19 protein-coding genes are annotated in these 19,009 nt (G+C 70.0%); 3 read left to right on the forward strand and 16 right to left on the reverse strand.

All coding sequences use genetic code 11. The features are described 5' to 3' along the window. Window positions 1–27 precede the first annotated feature (27 nt). The 8 genes from tsaE to glmS are packed head-to-tail and all read right to left on the reverse strand — an operon-like array spanning window position 28 to window position 9,435. Window positions 28–492 carry a tRNA (adenosine(37)-N6)-threonylcarbamoyltransferase complex ATPase subunit type 1 TsaE gene (tsaE, locus tag ACZ63D_RS32885; protein WP_465358243.1) on the reverse strand — a complete coding sequence of 155 codons (465 nt, stop codon included), beginning with the start codon at window positions 490–492 and terminating at the stop codon, window positions 28–30. Further along, on the reverse strand, window positions 480–1,568 hold the full coding sequence (locus ACZ63D_RS32890; RefSeq protein ID WP_465358244.1) for an alpha/beta fold hydrolase: 1,089 nt from the start codon (window positions 1,566–1,568) through the stop codon (window positions 480–482). The genes tsaE and ACZ63D_RS32890 overlap by 13 nt, the downstream gene beginning before the upstream one ends. Continuing rightward, the gene (gene alr / locus ACZ63D_RS32895) at window positions 1,565–2,686 is read right to left on the reverse strand and encodes an alanine racemase (protein WP_465358245.1); all 1,122 of its coding nucleotides are present in this window, start codon (window positions 2,684–2,686) and stop codon (window positions 1,565–1,567) included. Before alr ends, ACZ63D_RS32890 begins: the two co-directional genes overlap by 4 nt. 29 nt (window positions 2,687–2,715) lie before the next feature. After that, window positions 2,716–3,816: an ABC transporter ATP-binding protein gene (locus ACZ63D_RS32900; RefSeq protein WP_465358246.1), complete on the reverse strand. Its 1,101-nt coding sequence runs from the start codon at window positions 3,814–3,816 to the stop codon at window positions 2,716–2,718. Window positions 3,817–3,819: 3 nt separating this feature from the next. Further along, window positions 3,820–5,253: a xylulokinase gene (gene xylB, locus ACZ63D_RS32905; protein ID WP_465358247.1), complete on the reverse strand. Its 1,434-nt coding sequence runs from the start codon at window positions 5,251–5,253 to the stop codon at window positions 3,820–3,822. After that, window positions 5,243–6,067, reverse strand: a complete 825-nt coding sequence (locus ACZ63D_RS32910; RefSeq protein WP_465358248.1) for a DeoR/GlpR family DNA-binding transcription regulator — start codon at window positions 6,065–6,067, stop codon at window positions 5,243–5,245. Before ACZ63D_RS32910 ends, xylB begins: the two co-directional genes overlap by 11 nt. A 50-nt stretch (window positions 6,068–6,117) precedes the next feature. Then, on the reverse strand, window positions 6,118–7,560 hold the full coding sequence (locus ACZ63D_RS32915) for an NAD(P)H-hydrate dehydratase (RefSeq protein ID WP_465358249.1): 1,443 nt from the start codon (window positions 7,558–7,560) through the stop codon (window positions 6,118–6,120). Between the two features lie 12 nt (window positions 7,561–7,572). Further along, window positions 7,573–9,435 (reverse strand): glutamine--fructose-6-phosphate transaminase (isomerizing), encoded by a 1,863-nt coding sequence (gene glmS, locus ACZ63D_RS32920; RefSeq protein ID WP_465358250.1) that lies wholly within the window; start codon window positions 9,433–9,435, stop codon window positions 7,573–7,575. Window positions 9,436–9,629: 194 nt separating this feature from the next. Between glmS and ACZ63D_RS32925 the strand changes: the two genes are divergently transcribed. Further along, a complete protein-coding gene (locus tag ACZ63D_RS32925; protein WP_465358251.1) occupies window positions 9,630–10,466 on the forward strand; it encodes a dienelactone hydrolase family protein in 837 nt (278 codons plus the stop codon). On the opposite strand, the gene ACZ63D_RS32930 is transcribed toward ACZ63D_RS32925, so the two are convergent. From ACZ63D_RS32930 to rplM, 6 genes are all read right to left on the reverse strand, one after another. Beyond that, the gene (locus tag ACZ63D_RS32930; protein ID WP_465358252.1) at window positions 10,467–12,782 is read right to left on the reverse strand and encodes a WXG100 family type VII secretion target; all 2,316 of its coding nucleotides are present in this window, start codon (window positions 12,780–12,782) and stop codon (window positions 10,467–10,469) included. Window positions 12,783–12,784: 2 nt separating this feature from the next. After that, window positions 12,785–13,102 carry a hypothetical protein gene (locus ACZ63D_RS32935; RefSeq protein ID WP_465358253.1) on the reverse strand — a complete coding sequence of 106 codons (318 nt, stop codon included), beginning with the start codon at window positions 13,100–13,102 and terminating at the stop codon, window positions 12,785–12,787. 27 nt (window positions 13,103–13,129) lie between these two features. Then, the gene (locus tag ACZ63D_RS32940; RefSeq protein ID WP_465358254.1) at window positions 13,130–13,588 is read right to left on the reverse strand and encodes a hypothetical protein; all 459 of its coding nucleotides are present in this window, start codon (window positions 13,586–13,588) and stop codon (window positions 13,130–13,132) included. A 79-nt stretch (window positions 13,589–13,667) separates the two neighbouring features. Further along, complete coding sequence (gene glmM / locus ACZ63D_RS32945) at window positions 13,668–15,005, reverse strand: phosphoglucosamine mutase (protein ID WP_465358255.1); 1,338 nt, start codon at window positions 15,003–15,005, stop codon at window positions 13,668–13,670. 204 nt (window positions 15,006–15,209) lie between these two features. Continuing rightward, window positions 15,210–15,698, reverse strand: coding sequence for a 30S ribosomal protein S9 (gene rpsI / locus ACZ63D_RS32950; protein WP_037816243.1), 489 nt, complete (start codon window positions 15,696–15,698; stop codon window positions 15,210–15,212). Between the two features lie 11 nt (window positions 15,699–15,709). Then, window positions 15,710–16,162 carry a 50S ribosomal protein L13 gene (gene rplM / locus ACZ63D_RS32955; protein WP_009072361.1) on the reverse strand — a complete coding sequence of 151 codons (453 nt, stop codon included), beginning with the start codon at window positions 16,160–16,162 and terminating at the stop codon, window positions 15,710–15,712. A gap of 254 nt (window positions 16,163–16,416) precedes the next feature. Between rplM and ACZ63D_RS32960 the strand changes: the two genes are divergently transcribed. Then, a complete protein-coding gene (locus ACZ63D_RS32960) occupies window positions 16,417–17,322 on the forward strand; it encodes a hypothetical protein (protein ID WP_465358256.1) in 906 nt (301 codons plus the stop codon). A gap of 52 nt (window positions 17,323–17,374) precedes the next feature. Continuing rightward, window positions 17,375–18,064 (forward strand): DUF4333 domain-containing protein, encoded by a 690-nt coding sequence (locus tag ACZ63D_RS32965; protein ID WP_465358257.1) that lies wholly within the window; start codon window positions 17,375–17,377, stop codon window positions 18,062–18,064. A gap of 82 nt (window positions 18,065–18,146) precedes the next feature. Here the strand turns inward: ACZ63D_RS32965 and ACZ63D_RS32970 are convergent, their stop codons facing one another. Beyond that, entirely contained in the window at window positions 18,147–18,437 is a 291-nt protein-coding gene (locus ACZ63D_RS32970) for a WXG100 family type VII secretion target (RefSeq protein ID WP_465358258.1), read from the reverse strand. Window positions 18,438–18,505: 68 nt separating this feature from the next. Continuing rightward, entirely contained in the window at window positions 18,506–18,829 is a 324-nt protein-coding gene (locus tag ACZ63D_RS32975; RefSeq protein WP_037368543.1) for a WXG100 family type VII secretion target, read from the reverse strand. Between the last annotated feature and the right edge of the window lie 180 nt (window positions 18,830–19,009).

Consider the following 19,009-nt stretch of genomic DNA (forward strand, 5'->3'; position numbering starts at 1 on the left):
AGGTAATCGAGGAGCCCTTCACGGCGTTCAGGCCGCTTGCAGCTCGTGGACTCGGTCGGTCCAGGAGCCGTGCGGTTCCAGGACCAAGGTCCGGGTGTCGTCGTCGTGCCGGGTCAGGCGAACGACCAGGTGGTTCTCCGACAGCCGCTCCGCGCTGCCCTCGCCCCATTCGACGACGACCGCGGACGATTCCAGGTCGGTGTCCAGGTCGAGGTCGTCCAATTGGGACAGATCGCCGCCGAGCCGGTAGGCGTCCACGTGGATCAACGGCACCCCGGCCGCCCCCGCGGCGTGCACTCGCGCCAGCACGAACGTCGGCGAGCTGACCCGTCCGCCCACGCCGAGGCCGTCCGCGATCCCGCGGGTCAGCGTGGTCTTTCCGGCTCCGAGCGGACCGTCCAGCAGCACCAGGTCGCCCGCGCGCAGGGCCGCGCCCAGCGTCCGCCCGAAGGCCATCGTGTCCTCGGGGGTTTCCAGAATCACCTTGTCCACCACCAGTTCCGCCGGTTCGGCGCGGCGCTGCCCGCACAGCGCTGCAGCAGGTCGATGAGATGGCTGTTCACCAGCTCGGGCTGTTCGAGCTGCACCATGTGCCCAGCTCCGCGCACGCGCACCAGCTCGGCGTCCGGCAGTTCTTCGGCGATCCGCTCGGCGTGCGCGAACGGCGTGAACCGATCCGAATCGCCACCGATGACCAGCACGTGCGCGTGTTTCAGCCCGGCCAGCACGGCGTAGCGGTTGTGGCTGCCGAGAGTGTCGACGAAGTTGATCAGCCCGCGTACCGGCGTGACGGCCAGCATTTCCAGCATGAAGTCGACCAGCCGCGGCGAGACGTCACGGCTGCCGAACGCGAGCCGTCGCACTGCCTGCCGCGTCAATTGACCACCGGCTGCGCGCACGAACTCCACCAACCCGGGTTGCCACCCAGCCAGCTCGCCGACGCCACGCGTGAGCGGGTTGTATTTGGACAGCAGCGGCCGCGGCAACCCGCGCGCGCCGACTTCGCCGGCCGCGGTCGCGATGAAGGCGACGCCGCATACGCGGTCCTCGAAGAGGTCTGGCCGTTGCGCGGCCAGCTCCATGATCACCATGCCGCCCATGGAATGTCCCATGAGGACAATCGGTCCTTCGGGCACCATCGCGCGCAGCACGCTGTCGAGGTCGCGCGCGAGCTGTTCGATCGTCGACGTGGCGGTGGACGCTTCTCCGGACAGACCGTGGCCGCGATGGTCGAAGTAGACCTGCCGTACGCGCGGAAGTCGCAGCGAAGCGACGTCGCGGCGCTGGAAGTGCCACGAGAGCCGCGAAAGCGCGAAGCCGTGTACGCCGACGAGAGTCAGCTCCGGCTTTTCGCCGTCCTCAGGGTCGATTTCCTCCACCGACAGCGGCGTACCGTCTTCGGCCGCGACAGTGGACGTCCGGTCCGGCTTCAGCTCGCCGAGCGGCTCGTCGGCGAACGGGTCTTCGGCCGGTTTGCGTTGCTGCGTAGCGACAACTGCCGCTGCCGCACCCGTCACTACCGCTCCGACTCCGCCGACGATCGCCCACAGCCGCGTCGAAGGATTCACGCCTGCTCCCCCACGTACCGGCGGTGCACGCGCGGCCGGTACATCGAGGTGACGATCTCGTAGTCGATGGTGCCGAGCTTGTCCGCCCATTCGCGCGCGGTCGGCTCGCCGGAGCGGCCGGATCCGAACAGCACGACCTCGTCGCCGACGCGAGGCACGTCCTCGTTGCCGACGTTGACCACGAGCTGGTCCATGCAGATCCGCCCGACGACCGGCCGCCGCTTCCCGCCGAGCCAGACGTCCATCCGGCCGGACAGCGTGCGCGGCACCCCGTCGGCGTATCCGGCGGGCACCAGCGCGAGCGTAGTGTCCTCCCGCGCGGTCCAGGTGTGGCCGTAAGAGACGGACTCACCGGCCGCCAGCGGTTTGGTGAGCACGACGGTCGAACGGAACGTCATCACCGGGCGCAGGTCGTCGTCGGTGGGCACCGGGTTCAGCCCGTACATCGCGATGCCCGGGCGGACCAGGTCGAAGTGCAAATCGGGCCGGGTGAGCGTGGCCGCGGAGTTGGCCAGATGCCGGATCGGGTCGAGACCGGCCGCGCGAGCCGCGTCGTAAGCCTCGGCGAAGAGCTTCGCCTGCGCGTCGATCGACGCGTGCCCCAGCTCGTCGGCGCAGGCCAGATGCGACCAGATCGCCACGACCTCGACGCCCCGTGCTCTGGCCGCCGCTTCGACTAGCTCCGGCCAAGCGGCGGGCGGACAGCCATTACGTGCCAGCCCGGTGTCGATTTTGAGGTGAACGCGGGCGCGTTTTCCGGCACGCTCCGCGGCGGCGTCGACCCGGGCCAGCTCGCTCAGAGAGCTGACGCCGAGGTCGATGTCCGCCTCGATGCCGGGCGTGAAATCCAGCTCCGGCACGTCCAGCCAGCTGAACAGCCGCACCGACAGCCCGGCAGCCCGCAGGTCGAGGGCTTCCTGCAGAGAGCAGGTGCCGAGCCAACTCGCTCCGGCCTCGACCGCGGCGCGGCTGACGGGCACCGCACCGTGGCCGTACGCGTCGCCTTTGACCACGCACATCACGGCCGCACCGGGTGCCCGGGCGGCCAGCAAAGAAACGTTGTGGCGCACTGCGCCGAGATCGACCACGGTCTCGGCGTGCGGAGAACTGGCAGTCATAACGACTGCCAGTTTCCCACGCTATCGGCTCAGGAGAGACGCTGCCCGGACGTGCCGGAGAACACGTGCAGCTCGTCCGGACGGATCCGCAGGTGCAGGGTGTCGCCCATGGCCGGCGGCGTACGCGGGTCGACGCGGGCGACCACGTTGCGTGACGAGCCTTCGGCGCTCTCCTCGACGCTGGTGCCGAGCTTGCCGTAGACGTAAGCGTCCGAGCCCAGCTCCTCGACCAGCTCGACCTTGATCGGCAGCGCTCCGGCGGTGTCGGTGGTGACCTCCAGCGACTCCGGGCGGAAACCGATGGTGACCGTGTCGCCGTCGGCCGCGGACCGGACCTCGGGCTTGAGCGGCACCTGCACGCCGCCGACCTCGGCGCCGTCCGCGGTCAGCTTCGCGGCGACCAGGTTCATCGCCGGGGACCCGATGAAGCCCGCGACGAAAACGTTTGCGGGCCGGTCGTACAGCGCGCGCGGGGTGTCGCACTGCTGCAGCAGGCCGTCCGACAGCACCGCGACGCGGTCACCCATCGTCATGGCCTCGACCTGGTCGTGGGTCACGTACACGGTGGTGACGCCGAGGCGGCGCTGCAGCGCGGCGATCTGCGTACGGGTCGAGACACGCAGCTTCGCGTCGAGGTTCGACAGCGGCTCGTCCATGAGGAAGACCTGCGGCTCACGCACGATCGCGCGGCCCATCGCGACGCGCTGACGCTGACCGCCGGACAGCGCCTTCGGCTTGCGGTCCAGGTACTGCTCGATGTCCAGCAGCTTCGCCGCGTCGAGCACCTTCTGCTTGATCTCCGACGCCGGCCGCCCGGCGATCTTGAGCGCGAAGCCCATGTTCTGCGCGACCGTCATGTGCGGGTAGAGCGCGTAGTTCTGGAACACCATCGCGATGTCGCGCGAACGCGGCGGCAGCTGGGTGACGTCGCGGTCGCCGATCCAGACCGCGCCCTCGTCGATGTCCTCCAGCCCGGCGAGCATCCGCAGCGCGGTGGACTTGCCCGAGCCCGACGGCCCGACCAGCACGAGGAACTCGCCGTCGGCGATCTCCAGGTCCAGCGCGTCGACGGCGGGACGCTCGGTCCCGGAGTAGCGCCGGGTCGCCTTGTCGTAGGTGATGCTGGCCATCGGTCAGTCCTCTCCCAATTTCGCGGAAACCCCGTGCGCGGCCTCGCGCGCCTCGAGGTGGCGTTGCTGGATCTCGATGCCCGCGGCGCGCAGCGCCCCGGTCGGCTCGTCCAACACGAGCTGGTTCTTGGTTCCGGTCCACGCGGGCGGCTCGGCGGCGCCAGAGAGCGCCCAGGCGGCCTGCCGAGCGGCGCCGAGTGCGACGTACTCGCCGACCTCGGGGATCACGACGGGCAGGCCGAGCACGATCGGCGCGATCGCCCGCACCGCGGCGGATTGCGCGCCGCCGCCGATAAGCAGCACGCGCTTCACGGCCATGCCCTGCGCGCGCACCGCGTCGAGCCCGGCGGCCAAGCCGCAGATCATGCCCTCGACGGTCGCCCGCGCGACATTCTCCGGGGTCATGTTCGCCCTGGTCAGCCCGTGCAGGGAGCCGGTCGCGCCAGGCAGGTTCGGGGTTCGCTCGCCGTCGAGGTACGGCAGCAGCGTGAGCCCGCCCGCACCCGGTTCGGCAGCCAGCGCGAGCCGGTCGAATTCGGCCAGATCGACGCCGAGCATCGCCGCGCCCGCGGTGAGCACGCGGGCGGCGTTGAGGGCGGCGGTCAGCGGGAGGAACCGGCCGGTGGCGTCGGCGAATCCAGCGACCAGGCCACTTGCGTCGGCCGCACCGGTCTCGGTGACGCCGAAAACCGTGCCACTGGTGCCGATCGAGATCACCGCGTCGCCGGGGGCCAGTTCGAGCGCGAGGGCGGCGGCCATGTTGTCGCCGGTGCCCGCGGAGACGAGCATGCCGTCGCTGGTGTGCCCGGCGACGTCGGACGGGCCGAGGACCGTCGGGAGCTCCGGGGTACGGCCGCCGAACGCGTGCGCGAGGACGTCCGGGCGGTAAGTGTTGTCCGTCGGCGAGAAATAGCCGGTGCCCGACGCGTCGCCGCGGTCGGTCACCGCGGTTTCCGGGCGGCCGAGCAGCCGCCAGGTGAGCCAGTCGTGCGGCAGCAGGACGCGGGCGACGCGGTCGGCATTCTCCGGCTCGTGTTCGGCGAGCCAGCGCAGCTTGGTGACGGTGAAGCTGGCGACTGGCACCAGCCCAACCGACTTCGCCCACACGCCAGGTCCGCCCAGCTCCTCGGTGAGGTCTTTGGCCGCCTGCGCCGAGCGAGTGTCGTTCCACAGCAACGCCGGACGGACGACCTCGCCAGCCTCGTCGAGCGTGACCATGCCGTGCTGCTGGCCGCCGACGCCGATGGCCTGCACGCCGTCGAGGACGTCGCGAGTGGCGTCCGCGAACGCTTGCGCCCATGCCGCGGGGTCGACCTCGGTGCCGTCCGGGTGCGGCGCCCGGCCGGTGCGCACGACCTCGCCCGTGCGCGCGTCGCAGACCACGACCTTGGTCGACTGGGTCGACGAATCGACCCCGGCCACCAGCTCAGCTGTCATAGGGCTGCCCCTCCTCGACGTACTCCGCGGCCTCGACCGCCGTTCCCTCGTTCAGCGCCGCCTCGATCTCCTCGGTCGGAGCGGCTTCGCTGGTGATCAGGAGGTCGTAATCGCCGACGGTGCCGTGCGCGTACGTCGCGGTGCGGCCGAACTTCGAGTGGTCGAGCACCAGCACATTGCGGTTCGCGGCGCGCAGCACGGCCTTCTTCAACTCGGCGTAGTCGCGGACCGGGTGGAACAGCCTGCCCACCGCGACCGCGCTGACCGAGACGAACGCGATGTCCACGCGAATCCGCTCAAGCAGCGCGAGCACGTCGGGACCGGAGCAGGAGTCGTACTCGGGGTCGTAACGGCCGCCGGCGAGCACCACTTCGACGCCGTTGCCGAGCAGCCGCGCGGCCTGCAGCGAGTTGGTGATCACGGTGAGCCGCTCGATCCGGGCGAGCCGTTCGACCAGCGGAAACAGCGTGGTGGAGTCGTCCACGAACACCGACTGGCCGGGTTCGACCTGCTGGATCGCGAGGTCGGCGAGGGCTTCCCGCTCGGCCGAGTGCAGCGTGAACCGGCTGGCGGTCTCCATGGTGAGCGCGGGATACGCCTCGACCTTGCCGCGCAGCTTCCGCAGGAGCCGCTTGTCGGCGAGGTCGTCCAGGTCGCGGTGCATCGTCATGAGGCTGACGCCGAACCGGGCGGTGAGGTCGTCGATCCGGACTTCGCCCTGGTCGATGACGTAGTCGAGGATCTCCTGCCGCCGCTGCTCCACCGCGGCGTCGGACGGGCGCGTCTTCGGCCGTCCTGGCGTGTCTCGACTCACATCTTGTTCTTACCAGATATCCCGAGCCGAGTTAACACATAACTCGATAACTATGCGGTCGCGCGGACCAACCGGAGCGCGGCCGGGATGGCGTCGACCAGACCGGACGCCGACGTCGGCACGTCCTCGGCGGCGAGCGCGCCCGCCAGCGAATGCACCTGCGCGGCGGCCGCGGCGGCCAGCCACGGGTCGAGTCCGGCAGCGAGCAGCGAGCCGACCAGGCCGGTCAGCACGTCGCCGGAGCCAGCAGTGGCCAGCCAGGAGCCGCGCGGGGTATTCACCGCGACGCGACCGTCCGGAGCGGCGATCACCGTGCAATGGCCTTTCAGCAGCACAACGGCGTCGTACTTCTTCGCCGCTTCCCGCGCCGCCGCGACTCGATCCGCACCCGGGCGGCGGCCCATCAGACGTTCGTACTCCCCGGCGTGCGGGGTGAGCACGAGCGGAGTGTCCGGGTCGCGAGCGTCGAGGACTTCGGGGGTGTGCGCGATGATCGTGGTGGCGTCGGCGTCCGCGCACACCGGGACGCCTTGGCCGAGGATGTGCCGCAGGATTTCCCGGCCTTCCCCGCCGGTCCCGATGCCCGGGCCGACCACCCAGGCCTGCACCCGGCCCGCGTCGGTGACCGAGCCGGTCGCGACGATCTCCGGCCAGTGCGAGCGCACGACGTCCGCCGCGTGCCCGGCGTAGCGGACCATGCCCGCCGTCGCGCGGACCGCCGAACCGGAAGCGAGCACCGCCGCGCCGGGGTATGTCGCCGAGCCAGCCGCGATGCCGACCACGCCCTGGGTGTACTTGTCGTCCTCCGGACCGGGAATCGGCCACACCTCGGCGACGTCGGACAGCTCCAGGCGGTGCAGATCCGGCTCGTCCAGCCAGGGACGCAGGCCGATGTCCACCAGCACGACCTCGCCGCATTCCTGCGGGGCCAGCACGTGCACGGGTTTGAGCGCGCCGAAAGTGACCGTGCGCGCGGCGGTGACGTGCGGGCCGTCGACCGCGCCGGTGTCCGGGTCGACCCCGCTCGGCAGATCCACCGCCACGATCGGCGCCTCGATCTGCTCGACCAGCTCGGCCGCTTCCGGCCGCAACGGGCCGCGCGCCGAAATGCCGACGATGCCGTCGACAACGACGTCCGCCTGTTTGATCCACTGTGGACTGTCCGCAATAGACACAACCCGACCACCGGATCGACGCAGCGCGGCCAATCCGGCCGGATGCGCCTTTTCCGGCTTGAGCAATACCGCGGCCACCGCGACCCCGCGCCGACGCAGGAAAGCGCCAGCCCACAACGCATCGCCGCCGTTGTTGCCCGAACCGACCAGCAGCACGACCCGGCGGCCGGAGACTCCGCCGGTGTCCTCGGCCAGCAACCCGGCCACCTCGGCGGCGAGGCCGAAGGACGCCCGGCGCATCAGCTCGCCGTCCGGAGTGCGCGCGAGCAGCAGGTCCTCCGCCGCGCGAATCCGTTCTGTCGTCCAGATTCCTTGCACGGCGGCGGCTCCTTACTCCACGGTGACGGACTTCGCCAGGTTACGCGGCTTGTCGATGTCGTACCCGCGCGAACTCGCGATCTCCGCGGCCAGCACCTGCAGCGGCACGGTGGAAACCAGCGGCTGCAGCAGCGTCGGCACCGCGGGCACCTCGATCAGCTCGTCGGCGAACGGGCGCACGGTCTCGTCGCCCTCCTCGGCGATCACGATCGTGCGCGCACCCCGCGCCTGGATCTCGCTGATGTTCGACACCAGCTTCGAGTGCAGCACCGCGCGACCCTTCGGCGACGGCATCACGACGACGACCGGCAGGCCCTCTTCGATCAGCGCGATCGGCCCGTGCTTCAGCTCTCCCGCCGCGAAGCCCTCCGCGTGCATGTACGCGAGTTCCTTGAGCTTGAGCGCGCCTTCCAGCGCCACCGGGAACCCGACGTGGCGGCCGAGGAACAGCACCGCGCGCGAGTCGGAGATCCGCCGCGCGATCTCGCGCGTCTGCTCCACAGTGGACAGCACCTTCTGCACCGCGGCGGGCATGGCTTCCAGCTCGGCGAACTCGCGGGCGACCTCGTCCGGGTACTTCGTGCCGCGCGCCTGCGCCAGCGCGAGGCCGACGAGGTAGTTCGCGGCGATCTGCGCGAGGAACGCCTTGGTCGAGGCGACGCCGATCTCCGGCCCGGCGTGCGTGTACAGCACCGCGTCGGACTCGCGCGGGATCTGCGCGCCGTTGGTGTTGCAGACCGCCAGCACGCGGGCCTTCTGCTCGCGCGCGTGCCGCACGGCTTCGAGGGTGTCCGCGGTCTCGCCGGACTGCGAGACGGCGACGACGAGCGTGTCGCGGTCGAGAACCGGGTCGCGGTAGCGGAACTCCGACGCCAGCTCCACCTCGACCGGCAGGCGCGTCCAGTGCTCGATGGCGTATTTGGCGACGAGGCCGGAGTGATACGCCGAACCGCAGGCGATGACGAAGACCTTGTCGACGTCGCGCAGGTCCTGGTCGGAAATGCGCTGCTCGTCGAGGATGATCCGGCCGGCCTCGAAGTGCCCGCGCAGCGTGTTCGCCAGCGCCTCCGGCTGCTCCTCGATCTCCTTGAGCATGAAGTATTCGTGGCCGCCCTTTTCGGCGGCCGACAGGTCCCAGTCGACGGTGAACGGCTTGGCCTGCGCGGCGTCGCCGTGGAAGTCGGTGACCTGGTAGCCGTCGCGGGTGATGACCACCAGCTGGTCCTGGCCCAGTTCGACGGCCTCGCGGGTGTGCTCGATGAACGCGGCGACGTCGGACGCGACGAAGTGCTCGCCCTCGCCGACCCCGACCACCAGCGGCGAGGACCGGCGCGCGGCGACGATCGTGTCCGGCTCGTCGGCGTGCGTCACCACGAGCGTGAACGCGCCTTCCAGCCGACGGCACACCGCGGCGACGCTGGCCGCCAGGTCGCCCTTGGTGTCGCCCTCGTTGTAGGCGCGGGAAACCAGGTGCGCGGCGGTCTCGGTGTCGGTGTCGCTGGCCATCTCGATGCCCTCGGCCTCGAGTTCGGCGCGCAACGCGGCGAAGTTCTCGATGATCCCGTTGTGCACCACCGCGACCCGTCCGGTGGTGTCCCGGTGCGGGTGCGAGTTGCGGTCGATCGGGGCCCCGTGCGTGGCCCAGCGGGTGTGCCCCATGCCCGCGGTGCCCGCGAACGCGTCGCGGCCCACCTCGTCGAGCCGGGCTTCCAGGTTGGCCAGACGGCCGGCCTTGCGCTCGACAGTCAGCGCGCCGGCGCCGTCCAGCACCGCCACGCCCGCCGAGTCGTAGCCCCGGTATTCCATGCGGCGGAGCCCACCGAGCACGACGTCCAGAGCCGGGCGGTGTCCGACGTATCCCACGATTCCACACACGCGAACTAGCGTAACGAGACAAGTCCAGTCCCCTACTCCGGTCCCTAGAGCGGGGTTTTCAGTGCCGCTGAGCAGGGCGAGCGGCCTTCCGGACAACCGCTGACCGGGTCTTCGCGCAGTGTGGCGGCGCACCCCTAAACCGCTCGGGGTGGCGCACCGGGCCGAGGCGGGGCACGGGCAGTAAGGTCACGCGCATGGCCAGCAAGCCCAAGCAGCTGCTCACGGAGCTGTCCCACCCGGGACCCCACGAGGTTGTGCGCGGCAACCTCGCCCTGGTCGGACTCCCCGGCGTCGTGTTCACCCCGCGCCAAGGCCTCGGCCTCCCGGCCATCGCGTTCGGGCACGGCTGGATGCAACCGGCCACCCGATACCGGCAGCTGCTGCGCCACCTCGCGAGCTGGGGCGTCGTCGCCGCGGCCCCCGCGACCCAGCTCAGCCCGCTCCCGTCGCACCGCCTCCTGGCCGGCGACCTGCTGACGACACTCGACATCGTCACCACGGTCCGCCTCGGCCCGGACGGCATCAGCGTCGACCCGGAGAAACTGGGCCTGGCCGGCCACTCCACCGGCGCCGGTTCCGCGGTCCTGGCAGCCGCCCAGTCCGCCGAAGCAGGCGACGACGCCCGCCCGAAGGTCCGTGCGGTGGCGACTGTCGCCGCGGCCCAGACCTTCCCGCCCGCGACGGACGCCGCGAAGCTCATCAGCGCCCCCAGCCTGCACCTCGCGGTAGACGGCGACCTGGTGGCCCCGGCGGTGGGCCACGCGGACGCGATCGCGCAGGCCTGGGCCGGTCCGGCTCAGCTGCGGACGCTGACGAAGTCGTCACATCTGGCGGTGACCGAGGGTCGGCACTGGAGCCAGCTGCTGCTGCAGGGCAAACCTCAGCGCGCGACTCAGCAGTTGACGAAGGCGTTGTTCACCGCGTTCTTTTTGACGCATTTGACGGGCACGGACAAGTACCTGCCGCTGCTGGACGCGGACGTGAAGCGCGCGCAGATCGAGGTTCCGGAGGACGCGGAACCGGCTGCCTGATCAGCGCCGCCCCTCGTCCTCCTCAGCGAGCGATCCGCTGATCCGGCTGCCGCCCGGCGCGGTGCCGAACAGGCCGCCGTCGACCCGGTAACCGCTGCTGCCGCGTTCCTGGTCGCCGGAGTTGCCCTGTCCGCCGCCGCCCATCATCGGGCTGCCCATCATGCCCATCGACTGGCCTTGCTGCTGATCGGTGGTGGTCGGCGCGGTGCCGAGCTCGGCCGGGTGTTCCGCTCCGCCCTGCTCCCAGCCGGCCGGAACCGCCGAATCCCCGAAACTCGGATCGGTCGGGACATGTCCGAGGCCGGGGTCGCTGCTGAACGGGTCCAGCACGGACTGCGCCGTGGTGGACTCGTCCGGACCGCTCGCCGCCGGCGTTCCGTAGGCCGGAGTCGCCTCCGCCTGCGCGGCGACCGGCTGGGCGTGGTGCCGTCCCGTTTGCTCGCCCGCGGGCTGGTCTGCCGGATGCCCGGTCGCTGACTGGTCCTGCGCCGCCGCTTGCTCGTGCACGATCTGGCCATGTCCGGCAGCGTCCGCCACGACCTGGCGAGCGTCGCGAAGGTGCTCCGCGGGCAGCTCGTGGGCAGGCGCGGCTGGGCTCGCCGCACCGCCGCCGTGCTGCTGCGCGGTCACTCCGTCGACCGGACGTCCGGTGGCCGGATCGATCTTTCCATGGTCGTCGAGGGTGTACTTCGTCGGCTCGCCGGACCCGTCGTCCACCGTCACCACGGTTGGGCCGTCAGGCCCGTTCGGGCGCTCGGCGGTGATCTTGAGGTTGCCGTCCTCGATGTGGATCTTCCCGTCCGGGCCAGGACGGTGTACCTGGTTCGGGTCCGTCGTCGGCGCGGTGCCGTCCGGCTGTTGGTGGACCGGGCCGCCGGGAGCGTCCTGCGGCTTCGGCGCGGTGGCCTGACCATCGTGCGGGCGGGCAGCCGGGTCCCCTTGTGCCGCGTCAGTGGCGGCACCGGGCGTCTTGTCACCGAAATCGAGCTGATAGGCCTTGTCGTGCCCGGTCCCGTCGCCGATCGAGACCGCCATCTTCCCGTGGTCGTCCGGCTCCGACATGGTGATCTTCTGATTGCCGTGCTGAACCGTCACGGTGTCCGGTGCTTCGTGCTCGGTCTTGACCGCTTCCCCGGTCCGCGGATCGATCGGATACGGCTGCCCCGTCGACGGATCCACCTCGAGCGGCTTGTGCGTGACCGGGTTCTGGTTCGGATCCGGTTGCGTGGGCGGCGTTTGCGGCTGCGCCGGGGTCGGACCGACCTGCGGCGGCACCGTGGCCTCCTGCGGCTTCGTGTCGCCCCCGCCGCCGGAGGAGCGTGGCTTGGTGTCCCCGCCGCCACCGTCGTTCCGGCCGGGCGGTCCCTTGTCATGCCCGCCGCTGTCGGCACCGAGTTGCAGGCGGCCGAACGGATCCGTCGGCACGTTCAAGCCGTCGGAGAACGCGCGCAGTGCGTTCGTCGCGGCGGTGTGCGCGTTGCGGATGTACTGCCGGAAGCAATCCATCGCGTCCGAGTACTGCTGGCAGTACTCGTCCATCTGACGGCAGAACATGTCAGACCACTTGGAGTCGTAACCGGTGTCCAGGTCCACCGACATGCTCCGGATATCCTGCGCACCGATCGGGCCAGTGCCACTTGCGCTTTTGGCGACCTCCGAACGGGCTGGCGCGATGCGTCCCCATTTGATCGCGTCGTCGAGCCGGTCCATGAACATCAGCAGCCCGTCGGTGTCCTCGGGCTTGTGCGCGTCCAGGAACTTCTTGGGCGCCTGTCCGCCGTTTTCGGGCAGCTGTCCCAAATCGAAGATCGGCTTGCGAACCGTCTGCCACAACTGCTGCAGCAGCTGGCTGAAACCATTGACCGTGCCGAGGTATTCACCGGACGCCTTGCTGAAATCGTCCAGCTTCTCGACGGCCGAGTCGGCGGCCTTGCCCTGCCAGGCAGCCGTCAGGCTCTGCTTGACCTGGGCGGTGTCGTCCTGTGCGGCTTTCGCCGCCTTGCCCAGGTTCGCCGCGCGCCCCTGCGCACCCCAGAAATAGCCGAAACCGAAGCCGCCCAGTTCGTTCAGCATCCGGTTCTCTTCGTCGCCCTGGCCGTACGGCGGGGAGAACCGCAGCCCCAGGTTCCGCGACGGATGCCCCATCCACCGCGTGTACGGCTGCACGAGTTTGCCGGTCATCTTTTCCCGGAAACCGGCCAGCGGCTTGAGAATGTTGTCGGACGTGTCGTCGAGATGGACGTCCGCGGGAGGCTGCAGCGGGGCGATGATCGTGTCGCCGAGACGACCGGAGCCCTGATCCGGTGGCGGAGTCACAGTCAGGCTCCCTTGCCGGCGTTCGTGACGCCCCAGGCGTTCTCTTGCTCGTTCTCGCTGTGCAAAGTCACCGAGGTGTTGAGCCGTTCCGCGAAACCGCCGAGGAAAGTGCTGCCCTTCGCGGCGGAGTCGCCGAGCGCCTGCATCTTCGCCACGTAGGCCCCCGCGGCCTCCGACAGACCGGGGATCTTGCCGAAATGCGCTGGCGCCAGCTGGGACTGCGCGGTGTAGGTCTTGATCTCCTTGAACGAGGTGCTCATCGTCGAGACGTCGTTCGCCACCTTTTTGACCTGGTCCGGCTCAATGTGGAATTTCGCCATCGTCGCCCTCTCCCCTCGCGCCCGCGGCTACTCTGCGTCAATCCAGTTGGTGGCCGAGAAGTCGTCGTCCTCCCACGCCCGGTGCCGGGCCGCCGGAGCGGGCGGAGGAGGCACCGCGGGCGGAGCGGCGGGCGCCGCCGCTGCCGGGACGACCGGTTCGGTGTCGTCCTCGACGCGAAACATCGCGGCGGCGGCGTCGTCTTCGGCGACCTGTTTGGCAACCCGCTGGGCTGTCCGTTCTGCCTGTTCCGACGCGGCCCGGTCGTCCTCGGTTCCCTCAGCGGCGGCAGCGATCGCGGCTTCGCGGTCGGCTTGCGACTGGGCGTCCTGAGCGCGGTGTTCCTCGAGAAGCTTCGCGAACGCGGCCTGCCTCGCCTCGTCGTCGGCGATCGCGCGTTCGTGATCGGCGCTGTACTGCGCGCGCACCTCTTCCATCGCCGCCAGGCTTCTGGCGAAATGCGGAGGCACCTCACTCTGGTCGTACATCGCCCCTCCCCGATTGGTCCCGCATTGCGGAATGTACCTGCCGGGTCAGCGGTGGCGCAGAGTATTCACCAGATTTCGGTCAGGAGACCGCCGACACCACCCCGGCCAGCCGGTCCGCCGCCGCCTGGGCCGTGGCCTGGGCCGGGGCTTCCACCATCACCCGCACGAGCTGTTCGGTGCCCGAGGGGCGCAGCAGGACCCGCCCCTCCTCGCCGAGTTCGGCTTCGACTTCGCCGACCGCGTCGCGGACCTCGGCCGAACCCGCTACCGCGGCCTTGTCCGCGACCGGGACGTTGACCAGCACCTGCGGCAGGCGGTTCATCACCGCGGCCAGTTCCGCCAGCGGTTTGCCCGTGGCGGCCATCCGGGCCATCAGCCGCATCGCGGTCAGCAGGCCGTCGCCGGTCGTGGCGTGGGCGGGGAGGACGACGTGGCCGGACTGTTCGCCGCCGAGGGCCAGACCGGAGGCGCGCAGTTCCTCCAGCACGTAGCGGTCACCCACCGCAGTCGTGACGACCGTGATGCCGTGGGCCTTCATCGCCAGGTGCAGGCCGAGGTTGCTCATCACGGTCGCGACCAGGGTGTCTTTCACCAGCGCGCCTTCTTCGGCCAGCGCCAGCGCCAGGACGGCCATGATCTGGTCGCCGTCCACCAGCTCGCCGGCGGCGTCGACGGCGACGCAGCGGTCGGCGTCTCCGTCGTGGCCGATGCCGAGGTCCGCACCATGCTCGACGACTGCCGCGCGCAGCAGGTCGGGGTGGTTTGAGCCACAGCTGTCGTTGATGTTGATGCCGTCCGGCTCCGCGTGCAGGGCGACGACCTCGGCCCCGGCTCGGCGGTACGCCTCCGGGGCGGCCGCGGACGACGCGCCGTTCGCGCAATCCACCACGACCTTGAGACCGGTCAGCGGATGCGGCGTCGCGGCGACCAGGTGCTCGATGTACTTGTCGAGGGCGTCCGGGACGTCGGTGACGCGGCCCACTCCGTCACCGGTCGGGCGAGTGACACCGGTCGCGTCGAGGCCGGCTTCGATCTCGTCCTCGATGCTGTCCGGCAGTTTGTGCCCGCCGGCGGCGAAGAGCTTGATGCCGTTGTCCGGCATGGGGTTGTGCGAGGCGGAGATCATCACGCCGAGGTCCGCGTCGAGCGCGCCCACGAGGTACGCGACGGCGGGCGTCGGCAGCACGCCGAGCCGCAGGACGTCCGCACCGGCTGAGGCGAGGCCCGCCACCACGGCGGCCTCCAGCATCTCGCCGCTGGCGCGCGGGTCGCGGCCGACCACGGCCACCGGACGGTGCGAACGGTCGTGTGCCGCCAGCACCCGGGCGGCGCTCGCCGCGACCGACAGGGCCAGCTCCGGGGACAGGTCGGCATTGGCCAGACCGCGTACCCCGTCGGTGCCGAACAGTCGAGCCATCTCGACCTCCTTGTCTTGATTCACCTGCCTCGGGACGCGCCCGGCCTCGACAAACCTAGCGCCGGACCCGGCGAGGGTGATCCCCTGCCCTACCCCAAGACAGTCGTGCCAGCGGCGGAAAACGCGTCAACCAGCCCGGAAAACGCCGGAAGCGCCCATCCGATGGACGGATGGGCGCTTCCAGGGTTGCGCCAGGCGCGGAAATCAGCGCTTGGAGTACTGCGGGGCCTTGCGGGCCTTCTTGAGGCCGTACTTCTTCCGCTCCGTGGCGCGCGCGTCACGGGTCAGGAAGCCGGCCTTCTTGAGGGCCGGACGGTCGTCGGCGTCGACCTCGACCAGCGCACGGGCGATGGCGAGACGCAGCGCGCCCGCCTGGCCCGAGATCCCGCCGCCCTTGAGGTTGGCGAAGATGTCGAAGGAGTCCGGCTTCTCGACAGTCACCAGCGGCTCCTTGATGAGCTGCTGGTGCACCTTGTTCGGGAAGTACTGCTCAAGGGACTTGCCGTTGAGCTTGAACTCACCGGTACCCGGCACGACGCGGACGCGGACCACGGCCTCCTTGCGGCGGCCGACCGTCTGCGCGTTGCCACCGGCGGCACGCGACGGGCGCGGAGCGGCGGCGGACTCGCTGGTCGCCACAGCCTCGGCGGGGGTCTCGGTCGAAGCGACGACCTCGGTCTCGGTGCTGGTCAACTGTTCCTCACTCACTGCGCGACCTGCGCGATCTTGGTGATCTCGCGCGCCTGCGGCTGCTGCGCGGCGTGCGGGTGCTGCGGGCCGGCGTACACCTTCAGCTTCTTGGCCATGGCGCGGCCGAGCTTGTTCTTCGGCAGCATGCCCTTGACCACCTTCTCCACGAGGTGCTCGGGCTTGGTGTCGAGCAGCTCGCCGAAGGAGCGCTTCCGCAGACCGCCGGGGTAACCGCTGTGCCGGTACGCGAACTTCTGCTCGCGCTTGTTACCGGTGAGAGCGACCTTCTCGGCGTTGACGATGATGACGAAGTCACCGGTGTCCACGTGCGGGGCGTAGGTCGGCTTGTGCTTGCCGCGCAGCAGCGTGGCGACCTCGGTCGCGAGCCGTCCGAGCACGACATCCTCGGCGTCGATCACGTGCCAGGCACGAGTGACGTCGCCGGGCTTGGGGCTGTACGTGGGCAAGGGTCTACCTCGTCGTCATTGCGTGTGGGTAATGTGCGGGCCGAGCGCTGACGCGCCGCAACGCACAACGACATATGAAGATACCCCTGTGGTCCCGTTGCTTTGCAGCGGGGGGTGCGAAGGCGCCTCGTCGGCCGGTCACAGCGTACCCGACCGGTTCCCGGAACCACCACGCCGCCGCGCGGGTCGGACCAGGATGAGACGATTTCGCCACGCGCGGCCGCGCGAGCACGACGAGCACCTGGGGACAGCAGTTGAAGACACGAGCGAGGACGACCCGAGCCGCACGGACGGCGGGAGCCGTCGCCGCCGTGCTGGCGCTGGCGACCGCGTGCGGGCAGGCCCGCGCCGGCACCGCGCTTCCCGACGGCGACCAAGCCGCCGCGTACGTCGGCGCGAAGTTCGAGAAGGCCATGGCGAAGCTCGGGGACACGATCGTCGAGCCGCGCAATGTGACCAACTCCGCGGACCGGTACTTCAAGTTCGACGACAAGTACCTGCACAACATCGTCACCTCGGCGCGGACCGGCAGCCCGGAGAGCCGCATCGTGCACAACCGGTCGCAGAAGAACCCCAACGAGTTCCTCGACTCGTTCACCCCGGCCGAAGGCACAGTCGAGTACCTCTACCTCGGACCTGCCTACAAATCGCTCGCGCCGACGCCGTGGGTCTCGATGCCGAAGCCGGAGGCCGGGCTCATCCAGCCGTGCGCGTGGGGCGGCGTGCAGATCGCGTGCAAGATGGGCGACGCGGTCGACAGCTCGTACAAGGCGGACAAGAAGGCGCTGCGCGGCGCGAAGAGTTCCGCGGACGGCACCGAGCAGCTGACCGTGAACGTGCCGTTCCAGATCTTCCTCGACCGGCGGGTCGAGCTGCTGCCGGACAAGGTGGTCGACCAGGTCGGGCCGGAACTGCGCAAGGCCGTCGTGCCGAGCACGATCACGCTCAAGCCGGACGGCTCGCTCGCCGAGTTCACCATGGGGGCGAAGTTCGAGGGCGACGGGCACAAGGTCGAACTGCGCTACGACTTCAAGTTCACCGGCGAGGCCACCTCGTCGGACCTGCCGACGGTCCCGGACGCCTCCCAGGTCACCGTCCTCGCGGACGACGCGGCCAAGCAGGACTTCTACCGCAGGCTCGGCGAACTGCAGGGGCGTTGATGCGCGTCCTTCCGCCGGCCTCCCCGCTCATCGACCGCCGAGGTGACCTCCGATGACCCAGCCTCCCGACCCGCAGCCGCAGGGACAGCCGCAGTGGTGGCAGCCGGGGACGAACGCGCCGCGGCCACAGCCGGGTTATCCGTCCGAAGTGGACAGCCAGGGCTGGCAGGGCGGCCAGTGGGCACAACCTCCAGCGCAGCAGCAGTTTCCGCCCGCGCAGTACCCGCAGCAGGGCTACCCGGCCCAGCCCTACGGTCAGCCGCAGAGCCAGCCGACGCCCGCGCCGTACGGCGGCCCCGGCCAGCCGCAGAGCCAGCCGACTCCGGCACAGCCGGGACAGCAACAGTCCGGAAGTCCTTACGGCGGCGGTTTCCAGCCGTCCGAATACGGCGGGCTCGGCGCGTTTTCCTCGGCCAAGCCCGGAAAACCGCGGTCGAAGAAACCTTTCCTGATCGCCGGGGCGGTCGTGGTGGCGCTGGCCGCGGCGGCCGGGATCTCGTGGGCGACCGGGGTGTTCAGCGGCGACACCCTCGACCAGAAGTCGTTGCAGGACGGGGTTTCCCGGGTGCTGAACGAGAATTACGGCGAGCCGGACGTCAAGAACGTCTCGTGCCCGTCGGGGCAGACGATTGAGAACGGCACCACGTTCGACTGCACGGTTCAGGTCGGCGGCCAGCCGAAGAAGGTGACCGTGCGGGTGCTCAACGACAAGCCGGAATATTCCGTCGGCGCTCCGCACTGACCCGCGGACCTCTTTTCCGGACAACGAAAACGGCGGGCCGGCACCCGAAGGTGCCCGGCCCGCCGTGGTTTCGGAGCTTGGCTCAGAACAGGTTCTGCACCGAGCGGTCCGTCGCCTGGTAGCCGTCCGCGATCTGCGGCAGCACGGCGGCGATCTGCGCGAGGAGCTGGGTCAGCTCGTCGAACTTCTGGTCCCACTCGTTCTGGGCCTGGATGTACTGGTCCTTCGCTTCACCGGTCCAGCTGTGGGTCAGCGGGTTGAGGTCGCTCTTCAGGTTGTCGAAGAGCGTCTTCAGCTCGCCACCGGTGGAGGTGCAGTCCTCCGCGGCGCGGTGGATGGTGCCCGGATCAACAACGATGCGGCCGTCAGGCATGTCGAACTCCTGTCAGAAGAAAGAAAAGAATGGAAGATGAAGGCGAGACTGGAACGGAAAGATCTGGATCAGCCGAGAACGCCGAAGCCCTTGTTGAGCGAGTTGATGTGCTCGTGCTGCGCAGCCTCGCTCTTGGCGTAGGTGGAACCCGCTTCCTGGAGCAGCTCACCAATGCGGTGCAGCGCGTCGTTCAGGCCGCGACCGGCGTCGTCGAAGCGGCGCATGACGTTGTCGAAGGCGCGCTGCGCGTCGCCTTCCCAGCCCGCGCGGGTCGCTTCGATGTTGGAGCGCAGGTCGCTCAGGTTCTTGTTCATCCGGCTGGTCGCGTCGACGACGCGCCCCTCCGCCGCGGTGAATTCCTTCGGATCCCCAGTGAAACCGCCAGCAGCCATGGGAGCTACCCCCTTCGTGAGTGGTTGTGCGCGCCGGCTGGTGTTTCCGGCACTGCACCTACGACGAAGACATTGCCAGTTCGGTTCACACTTGTCGCGACTTCTTCGCAAGTAGTTGCTTGCGTGAACGCGCGATCAGGGAACCGCCCGGCAACGGCCGGGTGAACAGCGTCGGAGCGC

It is taken from the genome of Amycolatopsis sp. NPDC104775 (genome assembly GCF_055583325.1).